Origin of the sequence: Streptomyces sp. NPDC088157 (genome assembly GCF_044741545.1) — a bacterium.
Classification (GTDB): domain Bacteria; phylum Actinomycetota; class Actinomycetes; order Streptomycetales; family Streptomycetaceae; genus Streptomyces.
In genome coordinates this window covers 124,005-144,382 of sequence record NZ_JBIUSU010000004.1, presented here as the reverse complement: position 1 = coordinate 144,382, position 20,378 = coordinate 124,005, and the positions used below count along the sequence as shown (strand labels likewise).

Annotated in this window: 17 protein-coding genes and 1 pseudogene; 8 read left to right on the top strand and 10 right to left on the bottom strand. The window is 73.1% G+C overall.

From position 1 onward, the window contains the following. The first annotated feature begins 137 nt into the window (after nucleotides 1-137). A complete protein-coding gene (locus ACIPFH_RS16525) occupies nucleotides 138-3,125 on the top strand; it encodes a glycosyl hydrolase 115 family protein (protein ID WP_401827172.1) in 2,988 nt (995 codons plus the stop codon). 273 nt (nucleotides 3,126-3,398) lie between these two features. On the opposite strand, the gene ACIPFH_RS16520 is transcribed toward ACIPFH_RS16525, so the two are convergent. Continuing rightward, nucleotides 3,399-4,187 carry a YqjF family protein gene (locus ACIPFH_RS16520; protein ID WP_401827171.1) on the bottom strand — a complete coding sequence of 263 codons (789 nt, stop codon included), beginning with the start codon at nucleotides 4,185-4,187 and terminating at the stop codon, nucleotides 3,399-3,401. Nucleotides 4,188-4,669: 482 nt separating this feature from the next. Between ACIPFH_RS16520 and ACIPFH_RS16515 the strand changes: the two genes are divergently transcribed. Continuing rightward, nucleotides 4,670-5,197, top strand: a complete 528-nt coding sequence (locus tag ACIPFH_RS16515) for a hypothetical protein (RefSeq protein WP_401827170.1) — start codon at nucleotides 4,670-4,672, stop codon at nucleotides 5,195-5,197. Nucleotides 5,198-5,498: 301 nt separating this feature from the next. Here ACIPFH_RS16515 and ACIPFH_RS16510 read toward each other — a convergent pair whose 3' ends face one another. The 3 genes from ACIPFH_RS16510 to ACIPFH_RS16500 all read right to left on the bottom strand — a co-directional run bounded on the left by ACIPFH_RS16510 (nucleotide 5,499) and on the right by ACIPFH_RS16500 (nucleotide 7,403). Beyond that, nucleotides 5,499-6,062, bottom strand: a complete 564-nt coding sequence (locus ACIPFH_RS16510) for a hemerythrin domain-containing protein (RefSeq protein ID WP_356262995.1) — start codon at nucleotides 6,060-6,062, stop codon at nucleotides 5,499-5,501. 117 nt (nucleotides 6,063-6,179) lie between these two features. Beyond that, on the bottom strand, nucleotides 6,180-6,911 hold the full coding sequence (locus ACIPFH_RS16505; RefSeq protein ID WP_401827169.1) for a DUF6766 family protein: 732 nt from the start codon (nucleotides 6,909-6,911) through the stop codon (nucleotides 6,180-6,182). Nucleotides 6,912-6,995: 84 nt separating this feature from the next. Next, nucleotides 6,996-7,403 (bottom strand): hypothetical protein, encoded by a 408-nt coding sequence (locus ACIPFH_RS16500; RefSeq protein WP_401827168.1) that lies wholly within the window; start codon nucleotides 7,401-7,403, stop codon nucleotides 6,996-6,998. A 404-nt stretch (nucleotides 7,404-7,807) separates the two neighbouring features. On the opposite strand from ACIPFH_RS16500, the gene dhaK reads away from it, so the two are divergent. From dhaK to ACIPFH_RS16485, 3 genes are read left to right on the top strand one after another with little or no spacing between them, the layout of a single operon-like run. Then, a complete protein-coding gene (gene dhaK, locus ACIPFH_RS16495) occupies nucleotides 7,808-8,800 on the top strand; it encodes a dihydroxyacetone kinase subunit DhaK (protein WP_356262987.1) in 993 nt (330 codons plus the stop codon). A 50-nt stretch (nucleotides 8,801-8,850) separates the two neighbouring features. Beyond that, nucleotides 8,851-9,450, top strand: coding sequence for a dihydroxyacetone kinase subunit DhaL (dhaL, locus tag ACIPFH_RS16490; RefSeq protein ID WP_401827167.1), 600 nt, complete (start codon nucleotides 8,851-8,853; stop codon nucleotides 9,448-9,450). Between the two features lie 7 nt (nucleotides 9,451-9,457). Beyond that, nucleotides 9,458-9,868, top strand: a complete 411-nt coding sequence (locus ACIPFH_RS16485) for a PTS-dependent dihydroxyacetone kinase phosphotransferase subunit DhaM (protein ID WP_401827166.1) — start codon at nucleotides 9,458-9,460, stop codon at nucleotides 9,866-9,868. Nucleotides 9,869-9,938: 70 nt separating this feature from the next. Here ACIPFH_RS16485 and ACIPFH_RS16480 read toward each other — a convergent pair whose 3' ends face one another. Continuing rightward, on the bottom strand, nucleotides 9,939-10,211 hold the full coding sequence (locus ACIPFH_RS16480; RefSeq protein WP_401827165.1) for a PT domain-containing protein: 273 nt from the start codon (nucleotides 10,209-10,211) through the stop codon (nucleotides 9,939-9,941). 508 nt (nucleotides 10,212-10,719) lie between these two features. Then, nucleotides 10,720-11,424, bottom strand: a pseudogene (locus tag ACIPFH_RS16475) (glycoside hydrolase family 75 protein); the annotation flags it as partial. 487 nt (nucleotides 11,425-11,911) lie between these two features. Between ACIPFH_RS16475 and ACIPFH_RS16470 the strand changes: the two are divergent. Continuing rightward, nucleotides 11,912-12,850 carry a fibronectin type III domain-containing protein gene (locus ACIPFH_RS16470; RefSeq protein WP_401828042.1) on the top strand — a complete coding sequence of 313 codons (939 nt, stop codon included), beginning with the start codon at nucleotides 11,912-11,914 and terminating at the stop codon, nucleotides 12,848-12,850. A gap of 537 nt (nucleotides 12,851-13,387) precedes the next feature. Continuing rightward, the gene (locus ACIPFH_RS16465) at nucleotides 13,388-13,927 is read left to right on the top strand and encodes a hypothetical protein (protein ID WP_401827164.1); all 540 of its coding nucleotides are present in this window, start codon (nucleotides 13,388-13,390) and stop codon (nucleotides 13,925-13,927) included. A gap of 16 nt (nucleotides 13,928-13,943) precedes the next feature. Here the strand turns inward: ACIPFH_RS16465 and ACIPFH_RS16460 are convergent, their stop codons facing one another. The 4 genes from ACIPFH_RS16460 to ACIPFH_RS16445 all read right to left on the bottom strand — a co-directional run bounded on the left by ACIPFH_RS16460 (nucleotide 13,944) and on the right by ACIPFH_RS16445 (nucleotide 18,070). Beyond that, entirely contained in the window at nucleotides 13,944-14,501 is a 558-nt protein-coding gene (locus ACIPFH_RS16460; protein ID WP_401827163.1) for a PadR family transcriptional regulator, read from the bottom strand. Nucleotides 14,502-14,532: 31 nt separating this feature from the next. After that, nucleotides 14,533-16,548 carry an FAD-dependent oxidoreductase gene (locus ACIPFH_RS16455; RefSeq protein ID WP_401827162.1) on the bottom strand — a complete coding sequence of 672 codons (2,016 nt, stop codon included), beginning with the start codon at nucleotides 16,546-16,548 and terminating at the stop codon, nucleotides 14,533-14,535. Between the two features lie 116 nt (nucleotides 16,549-16,664). Further along, nucleotides 16,665-17,033: a hypothetical protein gene (locus ACIPFH_RS16450; protein ID WP_401827161.1), complete on the bottom strand. Its 369-nt coding sequence runs from the start codon at nucleotides 17,031-17,033 to the stop codon at nucleotides 16,665-16,667. Between the two features lie 134 nt (nucleotides 17,034-17,167). Next, entirely contained in the window at nucleotides 17,168-18,070 is a 903-nt protein-coding gene (locus ACIPFH_RS16445; protein WP_401827159.1) for a hypothetical protein, read from the bottom strand. A 241-nt stretch (nucleotides 18,071-18,311) separates the two neighbouring features. Here ACIPFH_RS16445 and ACIPFH_RS16440 point away from each other — a divergent pair, with 241 nt between their 5' ends. Next, entirely contained in the window at nucleotides 18,312-20,378 is a 2,067-nt protein-coding gene (locus ACIPFH_RS16440) for a SpoIIE family protein phosphatase (RefSeq protein ID WP_401827156.1), read from the top strand.

Below are 20,378 nucleotides of genomic sequence, written 5' to 3'. Positions count from 1 at the left end.
GGCGAGGGACTCTCGCGCGGCGGCCCCTGCACGGATATGGACGCCGCCGTCGGCGCTGATCTAGGGTGCCGAGGGAAAGCGCTTTCTAGCATGGTCATGCCACTTCCATGGATGTCACTGCCCAGTCAGGAGCGTCGATGCCGACCACCGCACCCCAGGAGCCCTCGCAGCCTTGGAGCCGAAAGGCGTTCCTGCGTGGCGTGACGGCCGCCGGACTGGCCCCGCTGCTGCCCGCGGCGCTCCCGGCGGCCGCGTACGCCGCGTCGGCGGCCGCCGCGCGCCCCGGCCTCGACCTCGTACGGGACGGCGTCGCGGTCGACGTGTTCGTGGACGCGGCCGACGACCCCGCCGTGATCCGCGCGGCCGGCGACCTCGGGGCCGACGTGGAGCGGGTCGGCGGGACACGGCCCGTCCTACGGCATACCCTGCCGCAACGGTCCAAGGCGCTGGTCCTCGTGGGCACCCTCGGCGCGAGCCCGGTCATCGACCGGCTCGTCGCGCGGGGACGGCTGGACGTCGGGCGGGTGCGAGGCCGCTGGGAGGCTTCGGTGACCCAGGTCGTCGAGCGCCCGGCACCCGGCGTGGACCGCGCCCTGGTGATCGCGGGCAGTGACCGACGCGGCACGGTCTACGGGATCTACGACACCTCGGAACGCATCGGCGTCTCGCCCTGGCACTGGTGGGCCGACGTACCGGTGGAACCGCGGGACACCGTCACCGTGCCCGCGGGCCCCTTCGAACGGCTCGAACCGTCGGTCCGCTACCGGGGTGTCTTCATCAACGACGAGCAGAATCTGACCACTTGGTCGCACCGTACCCAGGAGACGGACAAGAACATCGGCCCCGAGACCTACCGGCGCCTCTTCGAGCTGCTGCTGCGCCTCAAGGCCAACTACCTGTGGCCGGCCATGCATCCGTACTCCGACTTCTTCAACAAGTACCGGGAGAACCCCGAACTCGCCGACCACTACGGCATCGTCGTCGGCTCCAGTCATCCCGAGGCCCTGCTGCGCAACGGCGTCCACGAGTGGGAGCCGTGGGCCGAGGAGCACCGGGGCGCCGACGGCGGCCTGCCGGTGTACGACTACACGGTGAACCCCGCCGTCATCTCGGACTACTGGAGAGCCCGGGCCCGGGAGAACGCGGCCTACGAGAGCAGTTGGACGATCGGCATGCGAGGCCTGCACGACAGCGCGCTCGAGACGAAGTACGCGACCACGATCCCGGAGAAGGTGGTGGTGATGAACGACATCATCGCCGACCAGCGCCGGATCCTGGCCGAGGAGGTCGGGGTGGCGGCCGAGCCGCAGATCTTCATCCCGTACAAGGAGGTCCTGGACCTGTACAACGCGGGCGTCCAGGTCCCCGACGACGTCACGCTGATCTGGCCGGACGACAACCACGGCAACATGCGCCAGCTGCCGAACGAGGCGGAACGCGCCCGTTCCGGCGGCAACGGGATCTACTACCACCTCTCCTACTGGGGCCGCCCGCGCAGTTATCTGTGGCTGGACACCACACAACTGTCCAAGGTCTGGCAGGAGTTGCGCCGCGTGTACGAGCACGGCGTCGACCGGATGTGGATCTTCAACGTCGGCGACCTCAAGTCGATCGAGACCGGCCTGTCGTTCTCCATGGACATGGCCTGGGACGTGGACCGGTGGCACGCCGACGACGTCGGGGGATTTCTCGCCCACTGGTACGGACGGCAGTTCGGGCTCCGCCACGCCCAGGAGATCGCCTCCATCCGCACCGAGTACTACCGGCTCGCGGCGGAGCGGCGCCCGGAGTTCATCGACCGGAACATCTTCTCCGTGGTGCACCACGGAGACGAGGCGGGACGCCGGATGGCCGCGTACGACAGGCTGCTGGAGCGGACCGTGGCACTGGGGGCCGAACTCCCCGCGGCCTACCTGGACGCCTACTACGAGCTCGTCCAGTACCCCGTGCACGGCGCGTACTTGATGAACCTCAAGTACTACTGGGCGGACCGCAACGCCCTCGCGGTCCGTCAGGGCCGCGGCGCCGGAACCAACCGCTTCGCGGACCTCGCCGAGGCGGCGCACACCCAGGAGGCGGCGCTCACCAAGCGGTACAACACCGAGGTGGCGGGCGGGAAGTGGGACGGCTACATCAACCCCTATCCCTCGCAGATCCCGAAGGCCCCGGGCCGCCCGGCCGTCACCAGGGTCACCCGGCAGGAGGCCTCGGGACTGGGGATCGCCGCCGAGGGGAACGAGGTCGGCGCGCAACGACCGCTGTCCTTCGCCTCCGCCACCCGGGACCGGCGCTTCGTCGACGTCTTCAACACCGGTTTTCTCGCGTTCGCTTGGGCCGCTGAGGCCGACCGCCCATGGATCCGCCTGAGCTCCACGGGCGGCACCCTCACCGAGCAGACCCGGGTGTGGATCGAGATCGACTGGGCGCGGGTACCCGAGGGCACGCACGAGGTGACGGTCTCCTTCACGAGTGGCACCCAGCGTTTCGAGGTGCCCCTGAAGGTGGTCGACGACCAGGACCGGGCGCGCCGTCGTGCCCGGGGGTTCGTCGAGGCCAACGGCTACGTCTCGATCGACGCCGTGCACACCGAGCGCCGGGTGGCGCGCGGCCGGGCCCGCTGGCGGACTGTGCGCGGGCTCGGCCGCGGCACCGCCGCCGTGGAGGCCGTACCGTCCACCGCGTCCCCGGTCACCACCGACTTCGCCGCCCGCGCACCGGAGTTGAGGTACCGGGTGCGGTTCAGCAGCACGGGTTCCTTCCCCGTGACCGTCTTCCGGCTGCCCTCGCTCGACGAGCGTGGCGCGCGACGGCTGGCGCTCGCACTCGACGACCAGCCGCCCACCGTCCTGTCGGGGCAGGCCGTCGCCACCGGCAACCGCGGTGACGCCTGGGCCCGCAACGTGGAGGAGGGCGTGGAGAAGCTGACCGCGACCGTGACCGTCACGGAGCCCGGCGAGCATGTCCTGCGGGTGTTCATGGTCGACCCGTCGATCGCGGTGGACCAGATCGTCATCGACACCGGCGGGCTGCCGGCCGCCGCCTATCTCGCACCGCCGGAGAGCTACCACCCGGTGTTCAACCCCGAGCCGACCCCCGGGACGGGCCTGGAAGCGCCGAACCGGTAGTCCGGCACGCACGGGCGGCGCGGCCGCGCGGCCGTTCACGCACAGGCGGCGCGGCCGTTTCGCAACGCGCGGACGACACGGCCGGCCCGGCACGCACGGGCGGCGCGGCCCCACAGCCGTTCACGCACAGGCGGCGCGGCCGTTTCGCGACGCGCGGAGGGCACGGCACGTCGAGGCGCGCTTCGGCGGACTCGGCGCCGTGTCGGTGACGTTCGTCCGATCCGGGGCGCACGGGCTCGGCAGTGAACCCACGGAGCCAGTGGTCAGGGGCAGTCAGGGGGTCGGGATGCCGGCCGGGCGGTTCGGGCGGGCGGGGCGGTCGAAGCGGACCGGGACGCCCGGCGAGTACAGGACGCTCACCGGTGCCCCCACCGGCGCCGCCAGACCGGCCGCCGCCACCAGGTCCTCCTCGCACTCCACGAGTTCCGCGCGGTGCAGCGGCCAGCGCGGGTGGGTGTTGGGCAGGTACATCGGCCGGCCGAAGAAAGCGCTGTGCATACCCCAGCGCGCGGTCAGGAAGTGTTCCAGCGCGGTGGGTTCCCCGATCCGTTCGCCCACCCGCACGGTGAGCCGGCTGCGGGCACCACGCGGTCCGGGCCACCGACGGCGGCTGGTGTACGTGACGGTGTCGGCCTCGGTGTCGATCGCCATGCGGGACCACACGTAGGGCAACCGGAAGCCGATCCGGGCCACGGCCACCGGCAGCAGGCGGGAGGCGTCGAGCGACCGGAAGACCACGCCCCGCCGGCCGTGCGCGTCGACCGAGTAGAGACGGACGTTCGTCTCCGGGAAGGACCCCAGGTAGGGAACGCCCGGGAGCCGGAACCAGCCGACGCGGTGCATCCGGAACGCCACCAGACCGACGTAGGTCACGCCGTCCAGGGTGTCGGGGACGGTCCCCGGCGGCAGCAACCCGGCCACGTCGGCCGGGTCCGCGGCCCAGTGGAGGAACGCGAGGTCGAGCCAGGACTGAGTGAGAAGGGGGCGCGCTATCGCGTTCGGCGCGTCGGGCGTCACGGGATCCGGGGGAACCAGGCCCGGTAGCTGGGGAGTCGACGGCACCGCGCCAGTATCACAGAGGGCGGACACGGGCCTGCATGCGGGTGTCCGACGGGCGTGGACGGGTCACCGACGGGCGCGGCCGGGGCCGAGCGGGAGCCGCCTGGGCGCCCGATGTACCACGGGTGGTACGGGACAGTCGGGCTGGCACGGACGGAACGGACAGGCACGAGACCGCCGGGCGCGCACGGACGGAACGGACAGGCACGAGACCGCCGGGAACGGACAGGCACGAGACCGCCGGGCAGAGGCTGGCGTGAGCGGGAGCCGACGTACGGGGTGGGTGCGGTCGCGAGCGGGCCGCGGGCAGGTGTCGACGCGGGCGGGACCGACGGGCAGCGGGCCGCTGAGGCTGTGTCCGATGCTTGGGGCTGTGGCCGAGGCCACTGCGGTGGAGGGTGCTCGGCCATGTCGCACGGCGGGGGCCACAGGCTACGGTTTCAGGAGATTCCCCCGTTTCCCTCGCGAACACCTCGGACGGCTTCGTGCTCGCAGATCTCTCCCCCGTCATCGCCGCCACCACGGAATGGCTGACCCGCGCCTACCCGGCGAGCGGCGGCGCGCTCGCCTCCGCCCTGTGCGAGGCACAGGCCCGTCAGGCGGTGACCGTCGCGGCCTGGCTGCGCTATCCGACCGCCACGGACGCCGCACTGCTCGGCCTGGCGGGCCCGGGCGGCTCGGCCCGGCTGGACTGGATCAGCGGCGCGGACACGGACATGGAGCGGAACGCGGACGACGCGGCCTGGCGCAGCTGGGTGGACGAGGTGGTGGCGAGCTGGGCGGCCTGTCTGCTCACCGATCCGGCACTGGCCGCGGGCGCGGTGGCCGGGCTCGCCGGGAGCGAGCACACCGGGAGCACGCTGCCGGACTTCCGGCGCCTGGCCGCACCCGACCACCGCGACCGGAAGGCGGCGGCACTGCTGCGCCACCCCGACCTTCTCGCCCCGGTGGCCGGCCTCCACCACGGCCAGCTGCTCGACCGCCTCGGCCGGGGCCAGGCCCTCATCGCCTGACGGCCCGACGGCCACCCCGGGGCTCCTGCCCTGCGTGCCGAGGCCGAGGCCGGGTGTCGTGCCTCCGGCCCGCCGGGGCCGGCGCCCGGGTCGAAGCGCCACGCCGCCCAGGTCCGTCGGCGAAGCCCGTCCTGGCAGGCGCCCCGGACCCCGGGCAAGGCCCGGCTGCGGTGGTGCCACCGTGCGACGGGAGCAGTCCGGTCGACCGACACCGGCCGGGGCCGTCCGCGACGTGTGGATGAGCCCGCGGGGAGGAGCACGCGGAGGAAGGGCACGCGGGGGAAGGGCACGCAGACGGACGTCAGCCGCTCTTGCCGCGGCCGGTCAGCGCGTCGCGCAGTCGGTCGACCAGCCCGACGCCCGGGGCCAGCATCTTGTTGGCCGGGGGCTTGTCCGGGGCGGCCGGGTGCGGACGCGTCGGAGCCGTCTTCTTCGCCTTGCGGACCTTGTCACCCAGGTCGTCGAGGGCGTCCGCCGGGCACACCGCGCGCAACCTCGGGAAGAGGTTCTGCTCCTCGTCGGCCACATGCTCGCGGATCTCGCTCATCAACATGCCGATGAGCCGGTCGAACTCGGGGTCGTCCGCGTGACAGCCCTCCAGGTCCTTCATGATCTGTTCGGCCCGCGCGTGGTCCTCGAGTTCCTTGTCGGCCAGGGCCTCGCCACCGGGCAGGTGCTCGCGCACCGCCGGGTAGAGGTACGCCTCCTCGGCCACCGAATGCCGGACCAGCTCCATCGTGGCCTGGTCCGCGAACAGCTTGCGGTCCTTGGCCCCGGACGGCAGCGCCTCGATCCGGCCGAAGAACTCCTCGACCTCGCGGTGATCGGTCACCAACTCGTCGATGACGTTCCCACCATGACCCATGTCCCACACCTCCAGTCTCGGCACGACGGCTCCCGGTCGGACCCGTCACGCCCCGAGTGCCCCACGTCGGCCGGTCGACACGGCGCCCGGCCGGCCGGGAAGGGCCTTCGGCCGGGATCAGCCCTCCACGCCGGTGGCGTCGTGCGCGGCGCCGACCGGCTTCGACTCCGGTGAGCCCCGCTGCCGCAGATAGATCGACAGCACCGCCATCGAGGCGACGGCCAGCAGTTCGGACTGCCAGTTCTGCAGGGTGCGGTTCCAGAAGTCCGCCGAGCCCAGGTACTGCGACCAGCTCATGGGCGCCTGAAGCTGCCGCAGCCGCTGTCCGTTGAACGCGGCCACGCCGGTGATCGACTGGACCAGCCAGGAGAGCACGAAGATCGTCCCCATGACCAGCAGCAGCGAGTGCGAGTACACCGCGCGACGCCATCCCGCGGCCGCGGCCCACTTCGGTGACGTGTCCTTGGCATGCTCGCCGACCATCTGGTCCTCGTCGGACTCCGTGCCCGCCTTGTACAGCTCCTTGGACTCCGGAGAGCCGCGCTGCAGCAGCCAGACGGTCGCCCCGATGTAGAGGAAGAACTGCAGGTACTCCGACTGCCAGTTCTCCGCCACGTCCACCGCGAAGTCGGATGTCGTCAGGTACTCGGCGAAACCGACCCGCTGGAGCTGGTCCACGGCCAGCTGGTCGTTGAAGTCGGCGTGTCCGGCGAGCGCCTGTCCGACGAGGGCGCACAGGAACGTCAGGGTGAAGAACAGCCCGAGTCCGTTGTCCCGCACGAATCCGCGCAGACGTCCGCGCAGAGGTCCGCGTTCGGACGCCCCGGCCGGGGAGGAGCGCCGCGTCATCGCTGCGTCAGTCCCAGGGCCGCGAGGTACGCGAGGCCGACACCGACGATCAGCAGGATCGCCGTGAACATCACCCGCACCCGGTCACCCGCCCTTGATCCCGCACCGGTACGGCTGGTCCGGCACCTGCTCGCATCCGGCGGCCACGACCTTCCAACCGTCGTTGAAGCGGGAGAGGAACAGGGTGTCCTCGGCGAGCACCGCCCGCGCCTCGTTGCCGTGGACGTCCGCACTGCGCAGGGCACCGCCCGGGGGCGGCGCCTCCTCGCTCAGCGCCCGCGCGCAGGGCCGGCCCGCCGACTCTTCCAGCTCCTCGATGGTTCCGGGCGCCAGGGCGGCGCACACGCGGTCGTACGCGCCTTCGTCGAGCGCCTCCTCGAAGGCGGCCGAGGCGTCACGAACCTGGTCGCGTCGCTCCGACACCGTCCCGCACCCGCCGACGGCGGCGGCGAGGACGACGGCGACCGCCATGGCACGCGCCCGTCGGTCCATCCGCCACCTCCGTACCCGTGCCGCCACTCGGCTTCCACCGCAGTAGACAGCAGGAAACGGCACCCGGGCGGCTCCCGCTCCCACGGTTCCCTCGCGCGGCCGATCCTCCGGGCCCCGCTCCTCACCGGTGACGGTCCGCACCCGTGACCCCCGCCGTCTCAGCACGGATACTGCCGGGAGCAGCCTTCCCGAACCGACCCCGCGACCCCGACCTCACCCGCCCACGCATCGTCGGACCCTGCGTCCACCCGCTGTCGGCAGCACGAGAACGTGTCGTCGACCGCCTCCGACCACGACCGAACCCGCCCTCAGGACCGACCACCGGGACCGCTGACTGGCCCACCCCGACCCGAGTTGCGAAAATCGACAGAGGGCACATCTGCAGGCCCCACCAGGAGGTACCCATGAAGATGTTGATCAACGTTCCGGAGACCGTGGTAGCGGACGCGCTGCGCGGAATGGCGGCCGCCCATCCCGAGCTGACCGTCGATGTCGAGAACCGGGTGATCGTGCGGCGGGACGCGCCGGTGGCCGGGAAGGTGGCGCTGGTGTCCGGCGGCGGCTCGGGGCACGAGCCGCTGCACGGCGGGTTCGTCGGGCTCGGGATGCTCTCGGCGGCCTGCCCGGGCGAAGTCTTCACGTCGCCGGTGCCGGATCAGATGGTGCGTGCGGCGGCGGCCGTGAACAGCGGGGCGGGAGTGCTGTTCATCGTCAAGAACTACACGGGCGACGTGCTCAACTTCGACATGGCGGCCGAGTTGGCCGAGGACGAGGGCATACAGGTCGGGAAGGTCCTGGTCGACGACGACGTCGCCGTGACCGACAGCCTCTACACGGCCGGCCGGCGCGGTACGGGCGCGACGCTGTTCGTGGAGAAGATCGCGGGGGCGGCGGCCGAGGAGGGGCAGCCCCTGGAGCGGGTGGAGGCACTCGCCCGGCAGGTCAACGAGAACTCGCGGAGTTTCGGTGTGGCGCTCACCGCGTGCACGACACCGGCCAAGGGCAGCCCCACCTTCGATCTGCCGCCCGGCGAGCTGGAACTGGGCGTCGGCATCCACGGGGAGCCCGGGCGGGAGCGGCGGTCGATGATGACCTCCGGTGAGATCGCCGACTTCGCGATCCACGCGATTCTGGACGACATGACGCCCCGCAATCCCGTCCTCGTCCTCGTCAACGGCATGGGCGCGACGCCGCTGCTGGAGCTGTACGGCTTCAACGCCGAGGTGCAGCGCCTGCTGTCCCAGCGCGGGGTTGCCGTCGCCCGTACGCTCGTGGGCAACTACGTGACGTCCCTCGACATGGCCGGCGCCTCGGTGACTTTGTGTCAGGTGGACGAGGAGCTGCTGCGGCTGTGGGACGCGCCGGTGCGGACCCCGGGACTGCGCTGGGGTGTGTGAGGGGGACAGCAACAGGCGCTCCGACCGTACCGACCATGCAAGGAGATCCAGTGCTCGATGCCGATTTCTTCCGCCGTTGGATGATCGCGACCGCCGCGTCCGTCGACCGCGAGGCGGACCGGCTCACGGCCCTCGACTCACCCATCGGGGACGCGGATCACGGCAGCAACCTCCGCCGTGGCTTCACCGCGGTGAGCGCGGCGCTGGAGAAGGAGGCGCCCGAGACGCCGGGCGCCGTCCTGGTGCTCGCGGGACGCCAGTTGATCTCGACGGTCGGCGGGGCCTCGGGGCCCCTGTACGGCACGCTGCTGCGCCGGACCGGGAAGGACCTCGGGGACGCTGCCGAGGTGGACGAGGGACGGTTCGCCGAGGCGCTGCGCGCGGGCGTGGACGCCGTGATGAAACTCGGCGGCGCCGCGCCCGGCGACAAGACCATGATCGACGCGCTGGTGCCGGCCGTCGACGCCCTCTCGCACGGCTTCGGCGCCGCACGGGCCGCCGCCGAGCAGGGCGCGGAGGCGACGACACCGCTCCAGGCCCGCAAGGGCCGGGCCAGCTATCTCGGCGCACGCAGCATCGGACACCAGGATCCGGGTGCCACCTCGGCGGCACTGCTCATCGCCGCCCTCACGGACGCGGACGGGAAGTGAGGCACCGGTGAGTGACGAGAAACTGGTGGGCATCGTGCTGGTGTCGCACAGCGCTGAGGTCGCCGCGTCCGTGGCCGACCTGGCGCGGGGTCTGGTGGGCGGCGGGCGGCCCGTGCCGGTCGCCGCGGCGGGCGGCACGGAGGGCGGCGGGCTGGGGACGAGCGCCGAGCTGATCGCCGCAGCCGCCGCCTCGGTGGACCGGGGTGCCGGTGTCGCGGTCCTCGCCGATCTGGGCAGCGCCGTCCTCACGGTCAAGGCGATGCTCGCGGAGGGCGACGAACTGCCCGACACGGCCCGGCTGGTGGACGCGCCGTTCGTCGAGGGCGCGGTGGCCGCGGTGGTGACGGCGGCGACCGGCGCCGACCTGGACACGGTGGAGGCGGCGGCCGCGGAGGCGTACGCGTACCGGAAGGTGTGACGCGCCCGGGGGAGGTGCCAGGCGGGGCGGGCCGGCCGCTCCCCCGCCACCACGCGGGCCGAGCCGACGGCTACCGCCGGTTCGGCGCCCGTGCGGTCGCGGGCGCTCGGCCCGCGTTTCGTCGGCATCGACCTCCCGACCGCCGCGGAGGGGCAGGCCGCCGCTCTCGTTTCCCTCGTCCGACACCGCGAGGCACATCGACGGGGCGGTCCTGCCGCTGCCGTTGGTCGGCTGGTCGGCTGGTCGGCTGGTCGGCTGGTCGGCTGGTCGGCTGGTCGGCTGGTCGGCTGGTCGGCTGGTCGGCTGGTCGGCTGGTCGGCTGGTCAACGGTCCGACGGGCCATCTGGCATCGGGCACCGGACGGGACGGGTCGGCCCAGCGCTCGGTCATCCCCCGAGCGAGGCGTCCCCTGCCCCGGACGGTCTTTCAGCCACCCGCCTCGGGCATCGGTCCGGCCACCGGTGTTCCCCGCGTCCGGGGCCGACGGCCCGACCGGGGCGGGTGGGCGCACCGGCCGCCGGACGCGAGCTCACGCAGCCGGGCCGGCGGCGCGGTGCGCACGGGCACAGGCGGGCCGCCGCTGTCGTTCACGCGTTGTCCTCGTCCCCCGCGCCCTTCTCGGTGTCCAGGTCCTCCTGGGCCTCCGGGTCGCCCGCGTCGTCCGGCTCCTTTTGAGTCCCGGCGTCCTGCGGCGCCGCCGTGTCCTCCCGGTGCTCCGGCTCTCCGACCGCCGCGCCCCCACTGCCCCCGGCCCCCGTCTGTCCCCTCGCGCCGCCCTCACCCTGCGGTGACTCCGAGAGCCCGGTCGGCGCCCACTCGTCCACCGGCGCCTCCGGCAGACGGGACTCCTTCGCCACGCCGCGCACGAACAGCCGTGCCAGCCGCTCCCCCACCTCCACCGCCGACGCGTGGCTCTCAATGGGGGTCGCCCGGGAGTTCCTGAAGACGATGTACGTGACGCCGGAGGTGGTGCCGCCGCCGCGTGGGTCGGGACGGATGCCGAGCGCCTTGGCGGTGGCGTACGACGCCTCGCCGATGATCTCGCGCGGTCCCGTGTCGCCGACGACCGCGTACTGCACCCGGTCCTGGTAGACGACGGCCGCGACCGAGCCCCCGCCCACCCCGTGATCACGGTGGTCCCAGATGCTGCTCACTCCCGGCACCACGATGTAGGGCAGTCTCTCGGCGCTCAGATGGCGGCCGTCGGACTGCTGATAGGCCGTGGCAGCGGAGAACAGCGGGTCGGTGCGGCTGTTGCACTCCGTGCCCGGGCGGCCGTCGCAGTCGATGTCCATGTCGGCCTTCCAGAACACCGCCTCGTCGGTGCCACAGACCGGGATCGTGGCGGGCGCGCCCTCGTCGGTCCGGTAGCGGCCGCGGGACACCTGGGTGCAGTCGCGGACCCGCGCCAGCAGGTCGGCCGCGCGGACCGAGCCCTCCTGCCGGGACGCCGAAGCCCCGGAGGCGCCCAGTAACGGGTGCAGGGCGGCGGGCGAGGTGGTCGGGGCCAGCAGGGCAAGGCCGGCCGCGGCCAGCGTCAGCGACTGGACGCGCACGATACGGACCCTCTCGTGGAGGCAGTGACGGACACCCAGGACAATCTGGTGTCGACCGCACCCGGGGGCCACCCCGAAGGGGCCGTACGGAGCATGGGATCCCGCGTGCGGAGCACGGCGCACGGTGCGGGTCCGCGGCGGTGCCCGGCCCAGGGCGGCCCTGCGCGTAACGGCGCGACAGGGGGCCGGGGGCCCGGGCGCCTTCTCGGCCCCGGGTCCCCGGGCCACTCCGCCGGGCGCGGGATCAGCGACGACAGCGGTCCGCGCCACCGGCTCGAACTCATGTGTGCTCAGACTGAGTTCAGCCGCGAGAGCCTTCAGCATACGTAATCTCCGGAACCGATCGCGGGTGGCGGGCCTCACACCTGCCCGCCCTCTTGATGTGGGCGCACCACCGCGCCATATTGGTCCGGACCATTGCCGCCGTGCCGGGCCGGGAGGCGAAGCCGTGCGACGCGTTGTGCTGTGGGTGGTGTGGTGCGGGCTGATGGCGGCCCTCTCCTGCGGGTGCGCGAGCGGCACCGGCCGTGACGACGGACGTGCGCCCGGCGCACCGACCGGGGTCACCGCCGAGGCCGGCAGCGCGACGAGCGTGCACGTCATGTGGAACGCGGTCGCCGCGAACCCCGCGGTCAGCGCGTACGAGGTGTACCGCGGCGCCGAGAAGGTCGGGGACGTGCCGGGCTCCGCGCACATGCTGGACGTCGTCCGCCTTTCGCCGTCGACGGCGTACGTCTTCACCGTGCGGGCCCGCGACGCCGACGGGCGGCTCGGTCCGCGCAGCCGGGAGGTACGGGCCACGACGCCGACCGTCGGCGCGGCCGACCGCTCGCCCCCTACCCCGCCCGGCTCGGTGACCGGCCGGACCGCCGGGAGCCGGGCCGTCCAGTTGTCGTGGTCGGCATCCAAGGACGACCGCAAGGTGGTGTCCTACGACGTCTGCCAGGGCGGCGTGCGGATCCACAGCGTCGGCGGGGGCCAGACGGCGACGGTCGTCACGGGGCTGCGTCCGGGCTCGCGCTACTCGTTCACCGTCCGGGCCCGGGACGCGGCCGACAACGTCTCGCCCGCCGGTCCGCCCGTACGGCTGACCACCGCGCCGGGTGACGACGACGGGGCGGACACCGCGCCGGCCGACTTCCGGGCGACCGGCCGTCTCGCCGACGGGGCGTACTACATCGACCTGTCATGGACGCCGCCCCGCGTGGACGGTGTGGTCACGGAGTACCAGATCCAGCTCGACGGCAGGCCGGCCACCTCACTGGTGTGGGGCGGAACCCCGCCACTCGGGAAGGCGACGTACAGCTTCTACGTGGGGCGGGAGGAAGGCGCCGCTCAACGGGTGCGGCTACGGGCCCGGCTCCCGGACGGCACATGGGGCGCGTTCTCGACGGAACGAACGGTGACGACGGGCGCCCGGCGGTGAGGAGCCGTCGCAGCGACGGCTCCTCACCGCCGGGCCCCTCGGGCCGGCGCGGAGCACGGACCAGAGCGCCCTTCGGCACGAGCCGGGACGCCGCGGGGTACGGACCCGGGCGGGGTACGGGCCGAGGCGGTCGACGGGGGCCGGGACGCCGGTGGATGCGGGCCGGGGCGGCCGTCGACGGGGGCCGGGACGCCGGTGGATGCGGGCCGGGGCGGCCGTCGACGGGGGCCGGGACGCCGGTGGTTGCGGGTCGAGGTGGCTGTTGGTGGGGGCCGGGACGCCGGTGGGTACGGGTCGAGGTGGCTGTTGGTGGGGGCCGGGACGCCGGTGGATGCGGGTCGAGGTGGCTGTTGGTGGGGCCGGGTTGGCCTCGGCCTGTTTGGGGCCGTCCGGAGGAATCCGTCACCTGGCCGGATGCGGTCCGCGTGCGGGGCGGGGCCGGGGCGCATTGGCTGCCCCTGAGGCAGCACGGGCGTACCCGACCTTCGGCGGCGCAAGGGATGTACCGCCAACCGTGCCGCCGCCGGAGGACACCCGATGCGCACTTCCCCTTTCCTCGTCCGCTCAGGACTGACCGTGGCAGCCGCCGCGCTGCCGCTGGCGCTCACCGCCGAGCCGGCCGTCGCGGCCTCGGGCATCTCCGTGAGCACGACCGGCTCCACGGTGTCGGTCGTGACCAGCGCCTGTACTCAGATCAACGGCAGTTGGGGCACGGCGGCGCTGCTCAACAGCGGCCAGGCGAGCTTCGCCCAGGGACGCCAGGTCGCCCTGTCCGGCACGTCCGCCGGCCAGTCCGCCGCCTGGTCCGGCGTCTCCCCGGGCACGTACACCGTGATCGTCATGTGCTCCAACGCCAGCACCGCGGGCACCCAGTCCGTGATCGTCTCCACCCCGGCCACCCCGACGGTCACGGCGACGCCCACGTCCACGCCGTCGCGGGGTGTCATGGGGGGCCTGGGCGGCGCGGCCCGTGACTACGGCCCCGTGGCCATGGGGGTGGGCGGGGCACTGGTGGGGACGGGTGTCATCGCGGTGGCCTGGTTCCTGCGCCGCCGCTCGAAGCCGTACCGGCTCTGACAGGGGCGTACCGGCTCTAACCGGCCGCGTCCGCCGCGTCCGGCACCACGGGCAGCTCCGCGAGGGCCTCGGTGAGCCACTGCGTCCAGAAGGTCTCCAGCTCGATGCCGGCGCGCAGGACCAGGTGCTGAAGCCTGGCCTGGGCGCTGTCGTCGCCGGGCGGGAAGTCCCGCTTCTCGATCTCCTCGTACTCCGCCAACTGCCGCCGGTGCAGGTCGAGATGGCGGCGCAGGTCGGCCTCCAGGCCCGCCGTGCCGACGACGGCCGCGGCGCGCAGCCGCAGCAGCATGGCGTCGCGGAGCGGCTTCGGGTCCTGGGCGGCCGCCGTCCACCGGGCGAGTTCGGCGCGTCCCGCGGGCAGTACCTCGTAGGCCTTCTTCTGCCCGCGGGCCGGCGTCTGCGTCGGCAGGGCCCGGATGTGCCCCTCCGACTCCAGCCTTCCCAGCTCGCGATAGATCTGCTGGTGCGTGGCCGACCAGAAGTAGCCGATCGACTTGTCGAACCGGCGGGTCAGATCCAGCCCCGACGAGGGCCTCTCGAGCAGGGCGGTGAGGATCGCGTGCGGGAGTGACATGCGGTCATCCTAGGGACGGGCCGGTGCGGGCCTACAGGGCCGCCGCCAGTTCCGTGCCCTGCTGGACGGCGCGCTTGGCGTCCAGTTCGGCGGCGACGTCCGCGCCTCCGATGAGGTGCACCTTGACGCCGTCGGCGAGCAACGCGTCGTACAGGTCCCGGCGGGGGTCCTGCCCCGTGCACAGCACGATGGTGTCGACCTCGAGGAGCGTGCTCTGCTCACCGACGGTGAGGTGCAGCCCGGCGTCGTCGATCCGGTCGTAGCGCACCCCCGGAACCATCGTGACGCCTCGGTGCTTGAGTTCGGTGCGGTGGATCCAGCCGGTGGTCTTGCCGAGGCCCGCGCCGACCTTTCCGGTCTTGCGCTGGAGGAGGTGGACCGTGCGCGGCGGGGCGGGGCGCTCGGGTGCGGCGAGACCGCCGGGACCCCGGTAGTCCATGTCGACGCCCCACTGGCGGAAGTAGGCCGCCGGGTCCTCGCTCGCCTTGTCGCCGCCGTCGGTGAGGAACTCGGCGACGTCGAAGCCGATGCCACCCGCGCCGAGGATCGCGACGCGGTCGCCGACGGGCGCGCCGTCGCGCAGGACGTCGAGGTAGCCGACGACGCTCGGGTGGTCGACGCCGGGGATGTCGGGAGTGCGGGGGCTGACGCCGGTGGCGACGACGACCTCGTCGTAGCCGGCCACGTCCGCGGCGGAGACGGAGGTGTCCAGCCGCACGTCCACGCCGTGCGCGTCGAGCTGGTGGCGGAAGTAGCGCAGCGTCTCGTCGAACTCCTGCTTGCCGGGTACCTTGCGGGCGACGTTGAGCTGGCCGCCGATCTCGCTCGCGGCGTCGAAGAGGGTGACGTCGTGCCCGCGTTCGGCCGCGCTCACGGCGCACGCGAGGCCCGCCGGACCCGCGCCCACCACCGCGACCCGCTTGCGCAGCCGGGTCGGGGCGAGGACCAGCTCCGTCTCGTGGCAGGCACGCGGGTTGACCAGGCAGGAGGTGATCCTGCCGCTGAACGTGTGGTCGAGGCAGGCCTGGTTGCAGCCGATGCAGGTGTTGATGGCCTCGGGGCGGCCCGCCGCGGCCTTGGCCACGAAGTCGGGGTCGGCCAGCATCGGGCGGGCCATCGACACCATGTCCGCGCAGCCGTCGGCGAGCAGCTGCTCGGCGAGTTCGGGGGTGTTGATGCGGTTGGTGGTGACGAGCGGCACGGAGACCGCGCCCATGAGCTTCTTCGTCACCCAGGTGTAGGCGCCGCGCGGCACGGAGGTGGCGATGGTGGGGATGCGGGCCTCGTGCCAGCCGATGCCGGTGTTGATGATGGTCGCGCCGGCCTCCTCGACGGCCCGCGCGAGGGTGACGACCTCGTCGAGGGTCGAGCCGCCGGGCACGAGGTCCAGCATGGACAGCCGGTAGATGACGATGAAGTCCTCGCCGACCGCCTCGCGCACCCGCCGCAGGATCTCGAGGGGGAAGCGCGTGCGGTTCTCGTACGAGCCGCCCCAGCGGTCGGTGCGGTGGTTGGTCTGCGCCGCGATGAACTCGTTGACGAGGTAGCCCTCGGAGCCCATGATCTCGACGCCGTCGTAGCCGGCCTGCCGGGCGAGGCGGGCGGCGCGGGCGTAGTCGTCGATGGTCCGCTCGATGTCGGCGTCGGTGAGCTCGCGGGGCGGGAAGGGGCTGATAGGCGCCTGCAAGGGGCTCGGGGCGACCAGGTCCGGGTGGTAGGCGTACCGGCCGAAGTGCAGGATCTGCATCGCGATGCGGCCGCCCTCGCGGTGCACGGCGTCGGTGATCGCGCGGTGCTGCTCGGCCTCCGCGTCCGTGGTGAGCTTGGCACCGCCCTCGCCCGGGCGCCCCTCGTCGTTGGGGGCGATGCCGCCGGTGACGATGAGGCCCACTCCCCCGCGTGCCCGGGCGGCGTAGAACTCGGCCATGCGCTCGAAGCCGCGCTCGGCCTCCTCCAGGCCGACGTGCATCGAGCCCATCAGGACGCGGTTGGGCAGCGTGGTGAAGCCCAGGTCGAGCGGGCTCAGCAGGTGCGGGTAACGGCTCATGACAGCCCTCCGTGCGCGGTGTCTTCCCTCCAGTTCTAGAGGACCGCGCACGGTTTATGCAACTAGTTGCACAATGAGGCCGGGGTCATGTGCCGCAGGTCACCGGCGAGCCGGGCTCACCGGCTCCCCAGCAGGACGTGCAGCTCCCGCTCCTGGTCCCCGGAGGCCGAGGACAGGTCACGCACCTCGAACACCTGGTCCAGCGTCGCGCGCAGCCGCTCGATCGCCCAGTAGCTGCCCTGCGCGTCGGCCTCCACGGACGACGAGAGGCGGCCCGGCCGGGCGCAGTCGTGCGCCTCGGTGACCTCGAAGGTGCCGAGCCACACCATCGGGCGGCTCTCATGGAGCTGCTGCGGCGCCTCGTCGGCACCTCGGTCCGACTCGAAGCACTGGTTCAGCGTGTCGAAAACGATCCGGGCGTCCTCCTTGCTGCATCCGCTGATCTCGACGGAGACGGACTCCTCGTGCGGTCGCTCGCGATCCATCGTGATCGCTCCTCTCGTGGGCGGTGGCGCGGCAGTGCGGGTTCCCCGCGAACCGCGCCACATCCCCAGAAAAGCATCACTTTCCGGGTCGGACCAACGACAGGAGCGGCGCAGGCGCCCCGGTCGGGCCCCGGTCAGCCCCGGGTGAAGCGGTACGTCTTGCTGTCGGTCAGCACACAGAAGCCGGGCGAGACGACGATCACCCGCAGGGTGCCGGAACGGCGGTCGTAGTCGATGCCCTCCGCCTCGAACGTGCCCGAGCAGGAGCTGCGCAGGGGAAGCTGACGCAGGGCGGTGACGTGGCCGGTGACGTCGGAGGCGCCGTTCGGTTCGGCGGACAGGTCGATCCGCAGGAGCGGCTTGGTGACGCCGAAAAGCGTGCCGGCCGGGTCGTCCGAGGCGCACAGCAGGGTGGTCGGGCCGGTGAAGTCGCAGCCCTGGACGTCGCGCACCGCGTGGTCCAGGCGGACCGTCGACACCTGCGGGAGGTTCGCCGACGGCGAGGTGGCGGAGTTGGCCCCGGGGGTCGGGAAGACCAGGAACCGGGTCATGGTGCCCCACTCGCCCGACAGCATCCACCGGCTGTCCGGGGTGATCGCGACCCAGGAGTTGTTCAGGGCCTCACCGGAGCCGAGCGCGTGGACGTACTCCGACCAGGCGCCGCCGGGCGCCTGCACGCGGTACATCTTCGCGTTGTTCGAGTCGCTCTGGTACGGCTCGACGTAGTAGCCGTCGTAGGAGGCGTCGGGATCGCCGACGTGGTTCCAGCCGCGGGTCGACACGGACCAGGGGATGGTGCCGATGCCGGTGTAGCGGTTGGCGCTGCCCGCCGGGATCTCGACCGAGGCCAGGCCCTGGCTCTCGGTCAGGGGGTCGGCACGGTCGGAGCCGACCTCGGTCCAGTTGTCGGCGGCCGCGGCGGGCGGGGCCGCGGAGAGGGTGGCGACCGTCGCGACGGCCAGCGCGAGGAGGGCCGCGCGGGCGGTTCGGGCGGCGCCGGCCGTGGTGCGACGGCGGCGGGCAGGACGCAGGGGCATGGGACTCCTCGTCGAGGGGGGTGGGCGCGCTCGGCGGACAGTCTGGCCCGGCATGGTGGTCATGTACAGACCAATTTCATGGACAGGTGCGGACCCTGAGGAGAACGGCGCGCGGCGCCGTACTGGAGGAGCATGGGGAAGGGTGCGCGAGCCGTGGGAGAAATGGGTTGAGCACGGTAGAACAGGGGGAGTCGGCATGGGGGACGGCGTGCCGCGGCGATTTGCGGAGGCGGTGCGTGGCATGAGCGGAGCCGGAGCGTCCGCGGCCGAGGCCGGTGGTCCGACCGGGCCCAGCGGCCTGCTGGACGTGCTCAGCGTGGCCTCTGTGGTGCTCGACACCCAGGGGCGCATCGCGCTGTGGAGCCCCCAGGCCGAGGAGCTGTTCGGGTACTCGGCGCACGAGGCCCTGGGGCGGTACGCGGCCCACGTGATGGTCGACGAGCGGCACGTCGACCTGGTCGTACAGCTGTTCGCGGACGTCATGGCCACCGGCCAGAGCTGGGCGGGGGCGTTCCCGATCCGGCGCAAGGACGGCACCACCCGGTTGGTGGAGTTCCGCAACATGCGGCTCATGGACGACCGGGGTGAGGTCTACGCCCTGGGGCTCGCCGCCGACCGGACGACGGTGCGCCGGCTGGAGCGGGACCTGGCCCTGTCGACGCGGATGGTCGCGCAGTCCCCCAACGGCCTGGCCGTCCTGGACACCGACCTGCGGTACGTCTCGGTCAACCCGGCGCTGGCGCGGATGAACGGCGTTCCGGCCGGGGAGCACCTGGGCCGGACCGTCCGCGAGGTGCTGCCCCGGCTGGACGCGGACGCTCTGGAGGCCGCGGCGCGCCAGGTGCTGCGGACCGGGGAACCGCTGGTCGACCGGTCCACGTACGGCCGTACCCCCGCCGACCCGGAGCAGGACCACGCCTGGTCGCTCTCCCTGTACCGCCTGGAGGACGCCCGCGGCACCGTGCTGGGCGTGGCCGTCTCGTTCGTCGACGTCACCGACCGGCACCGGGCGGCCGTCGAGGCCGAGGCGGCACGCCGCCGGCTGGCGCTGGTCGCGGACGCCTCCACGAGGATCGGCACCACGCTGGACCTGGAGCGCACCGCCCTCGAACTGGCCGACGTGGCGGTGCCCGAGCTGGCGGACGTGGCCGCGGTGGATCTGCTCGACGCGGTGGTGGCGGGCCGGCGCACCAGTCTCGGGCCCGCCGAACCCGCCGTGATCCGCGCCCTGGCGGTGCGGGCCACCGACGAGCCGGACGCGTTGCGGGCGACCGATCAGCCCGGTCAGGTGGCCCGCTACGCGCCCGACCGGCTCATCACCGAGTGCGTGCGCACGGGCCGGCCGGTCATGGTGGCGCAGGTCAAGGACGAAGACCTCGGGCGCATCGCCCACTCCCCGGAGGCGGCCGCCCTGCTGGCCCGGGCCGGGGTGCACTCCTATCTGGCCGTGCCGCTCATCGCGCGGGGCGAGGTGCTGGGCGCCCTCGACCTCAAGCGGACCCGCAACCCCCTGCCGTTCGGCCGCGACGACCTGCTTCTCGCCCGTGAGCTGGCGGCCCGGGCGGCCCTCCAGATCGACAACGCCCGCTGGTACCAGAGCGCCCGCACCACCGCGCTCACCCTCCAGCGCAGCCTGTTGCCGAGCCACCCGCCCGTCATCGGCGGTCTCGAGGTCGCCTCCCGCTACCAGCCCGCGGGCGCAACCACCGAGGTCGGCGGCGACTGGTTCGACGTCATCCCGCTTCCGGACGGCAAGACGGCGCTCGTCGTCGGCGACGTGATGGGCAGCGGCATCGACGCCGCCGCCACGATGGGCCGGCTGCGCACCGCGACGACCACGCTGGCCTCCCTCGACCTCGACCCGGCGGTCCTCCTGGAGCACCTCGACCGGATCACCCAGGGCCTGGACCACTCCATCGCCACCTGCGTGTACGCCGTCCACGACCCCCGGGTGGGAAGGTGCCGGATCGCCAACGCCGGACACCTGCCGCCGGTGCGGGTCCGCCCGGACCGTCCCCCGGAGCTGCTCGACCTGCCCACCGGCGCGCCGCTGGGCGTGGGCGGGGTGCCGTTCTCCACGACCGACGTCGACTTCGCCCCCGGCGACCAGCTCGTGCTGTACACGGACGGCCTGGTCGAGACCCGCAGGCACTCGCTCGACGAGCGTCTCGAGGCGCTGCTGGCACTGCTCGACGATCCCGCTCGGCCGCTCGAGGAGGTGTGCGACCTGCTGCTGACCGCGCTGCACCACCCCGACAACCACGACGACGTGGCCCTGCTGGTGGCGCGGGCGCGGACCGAGGAGTGA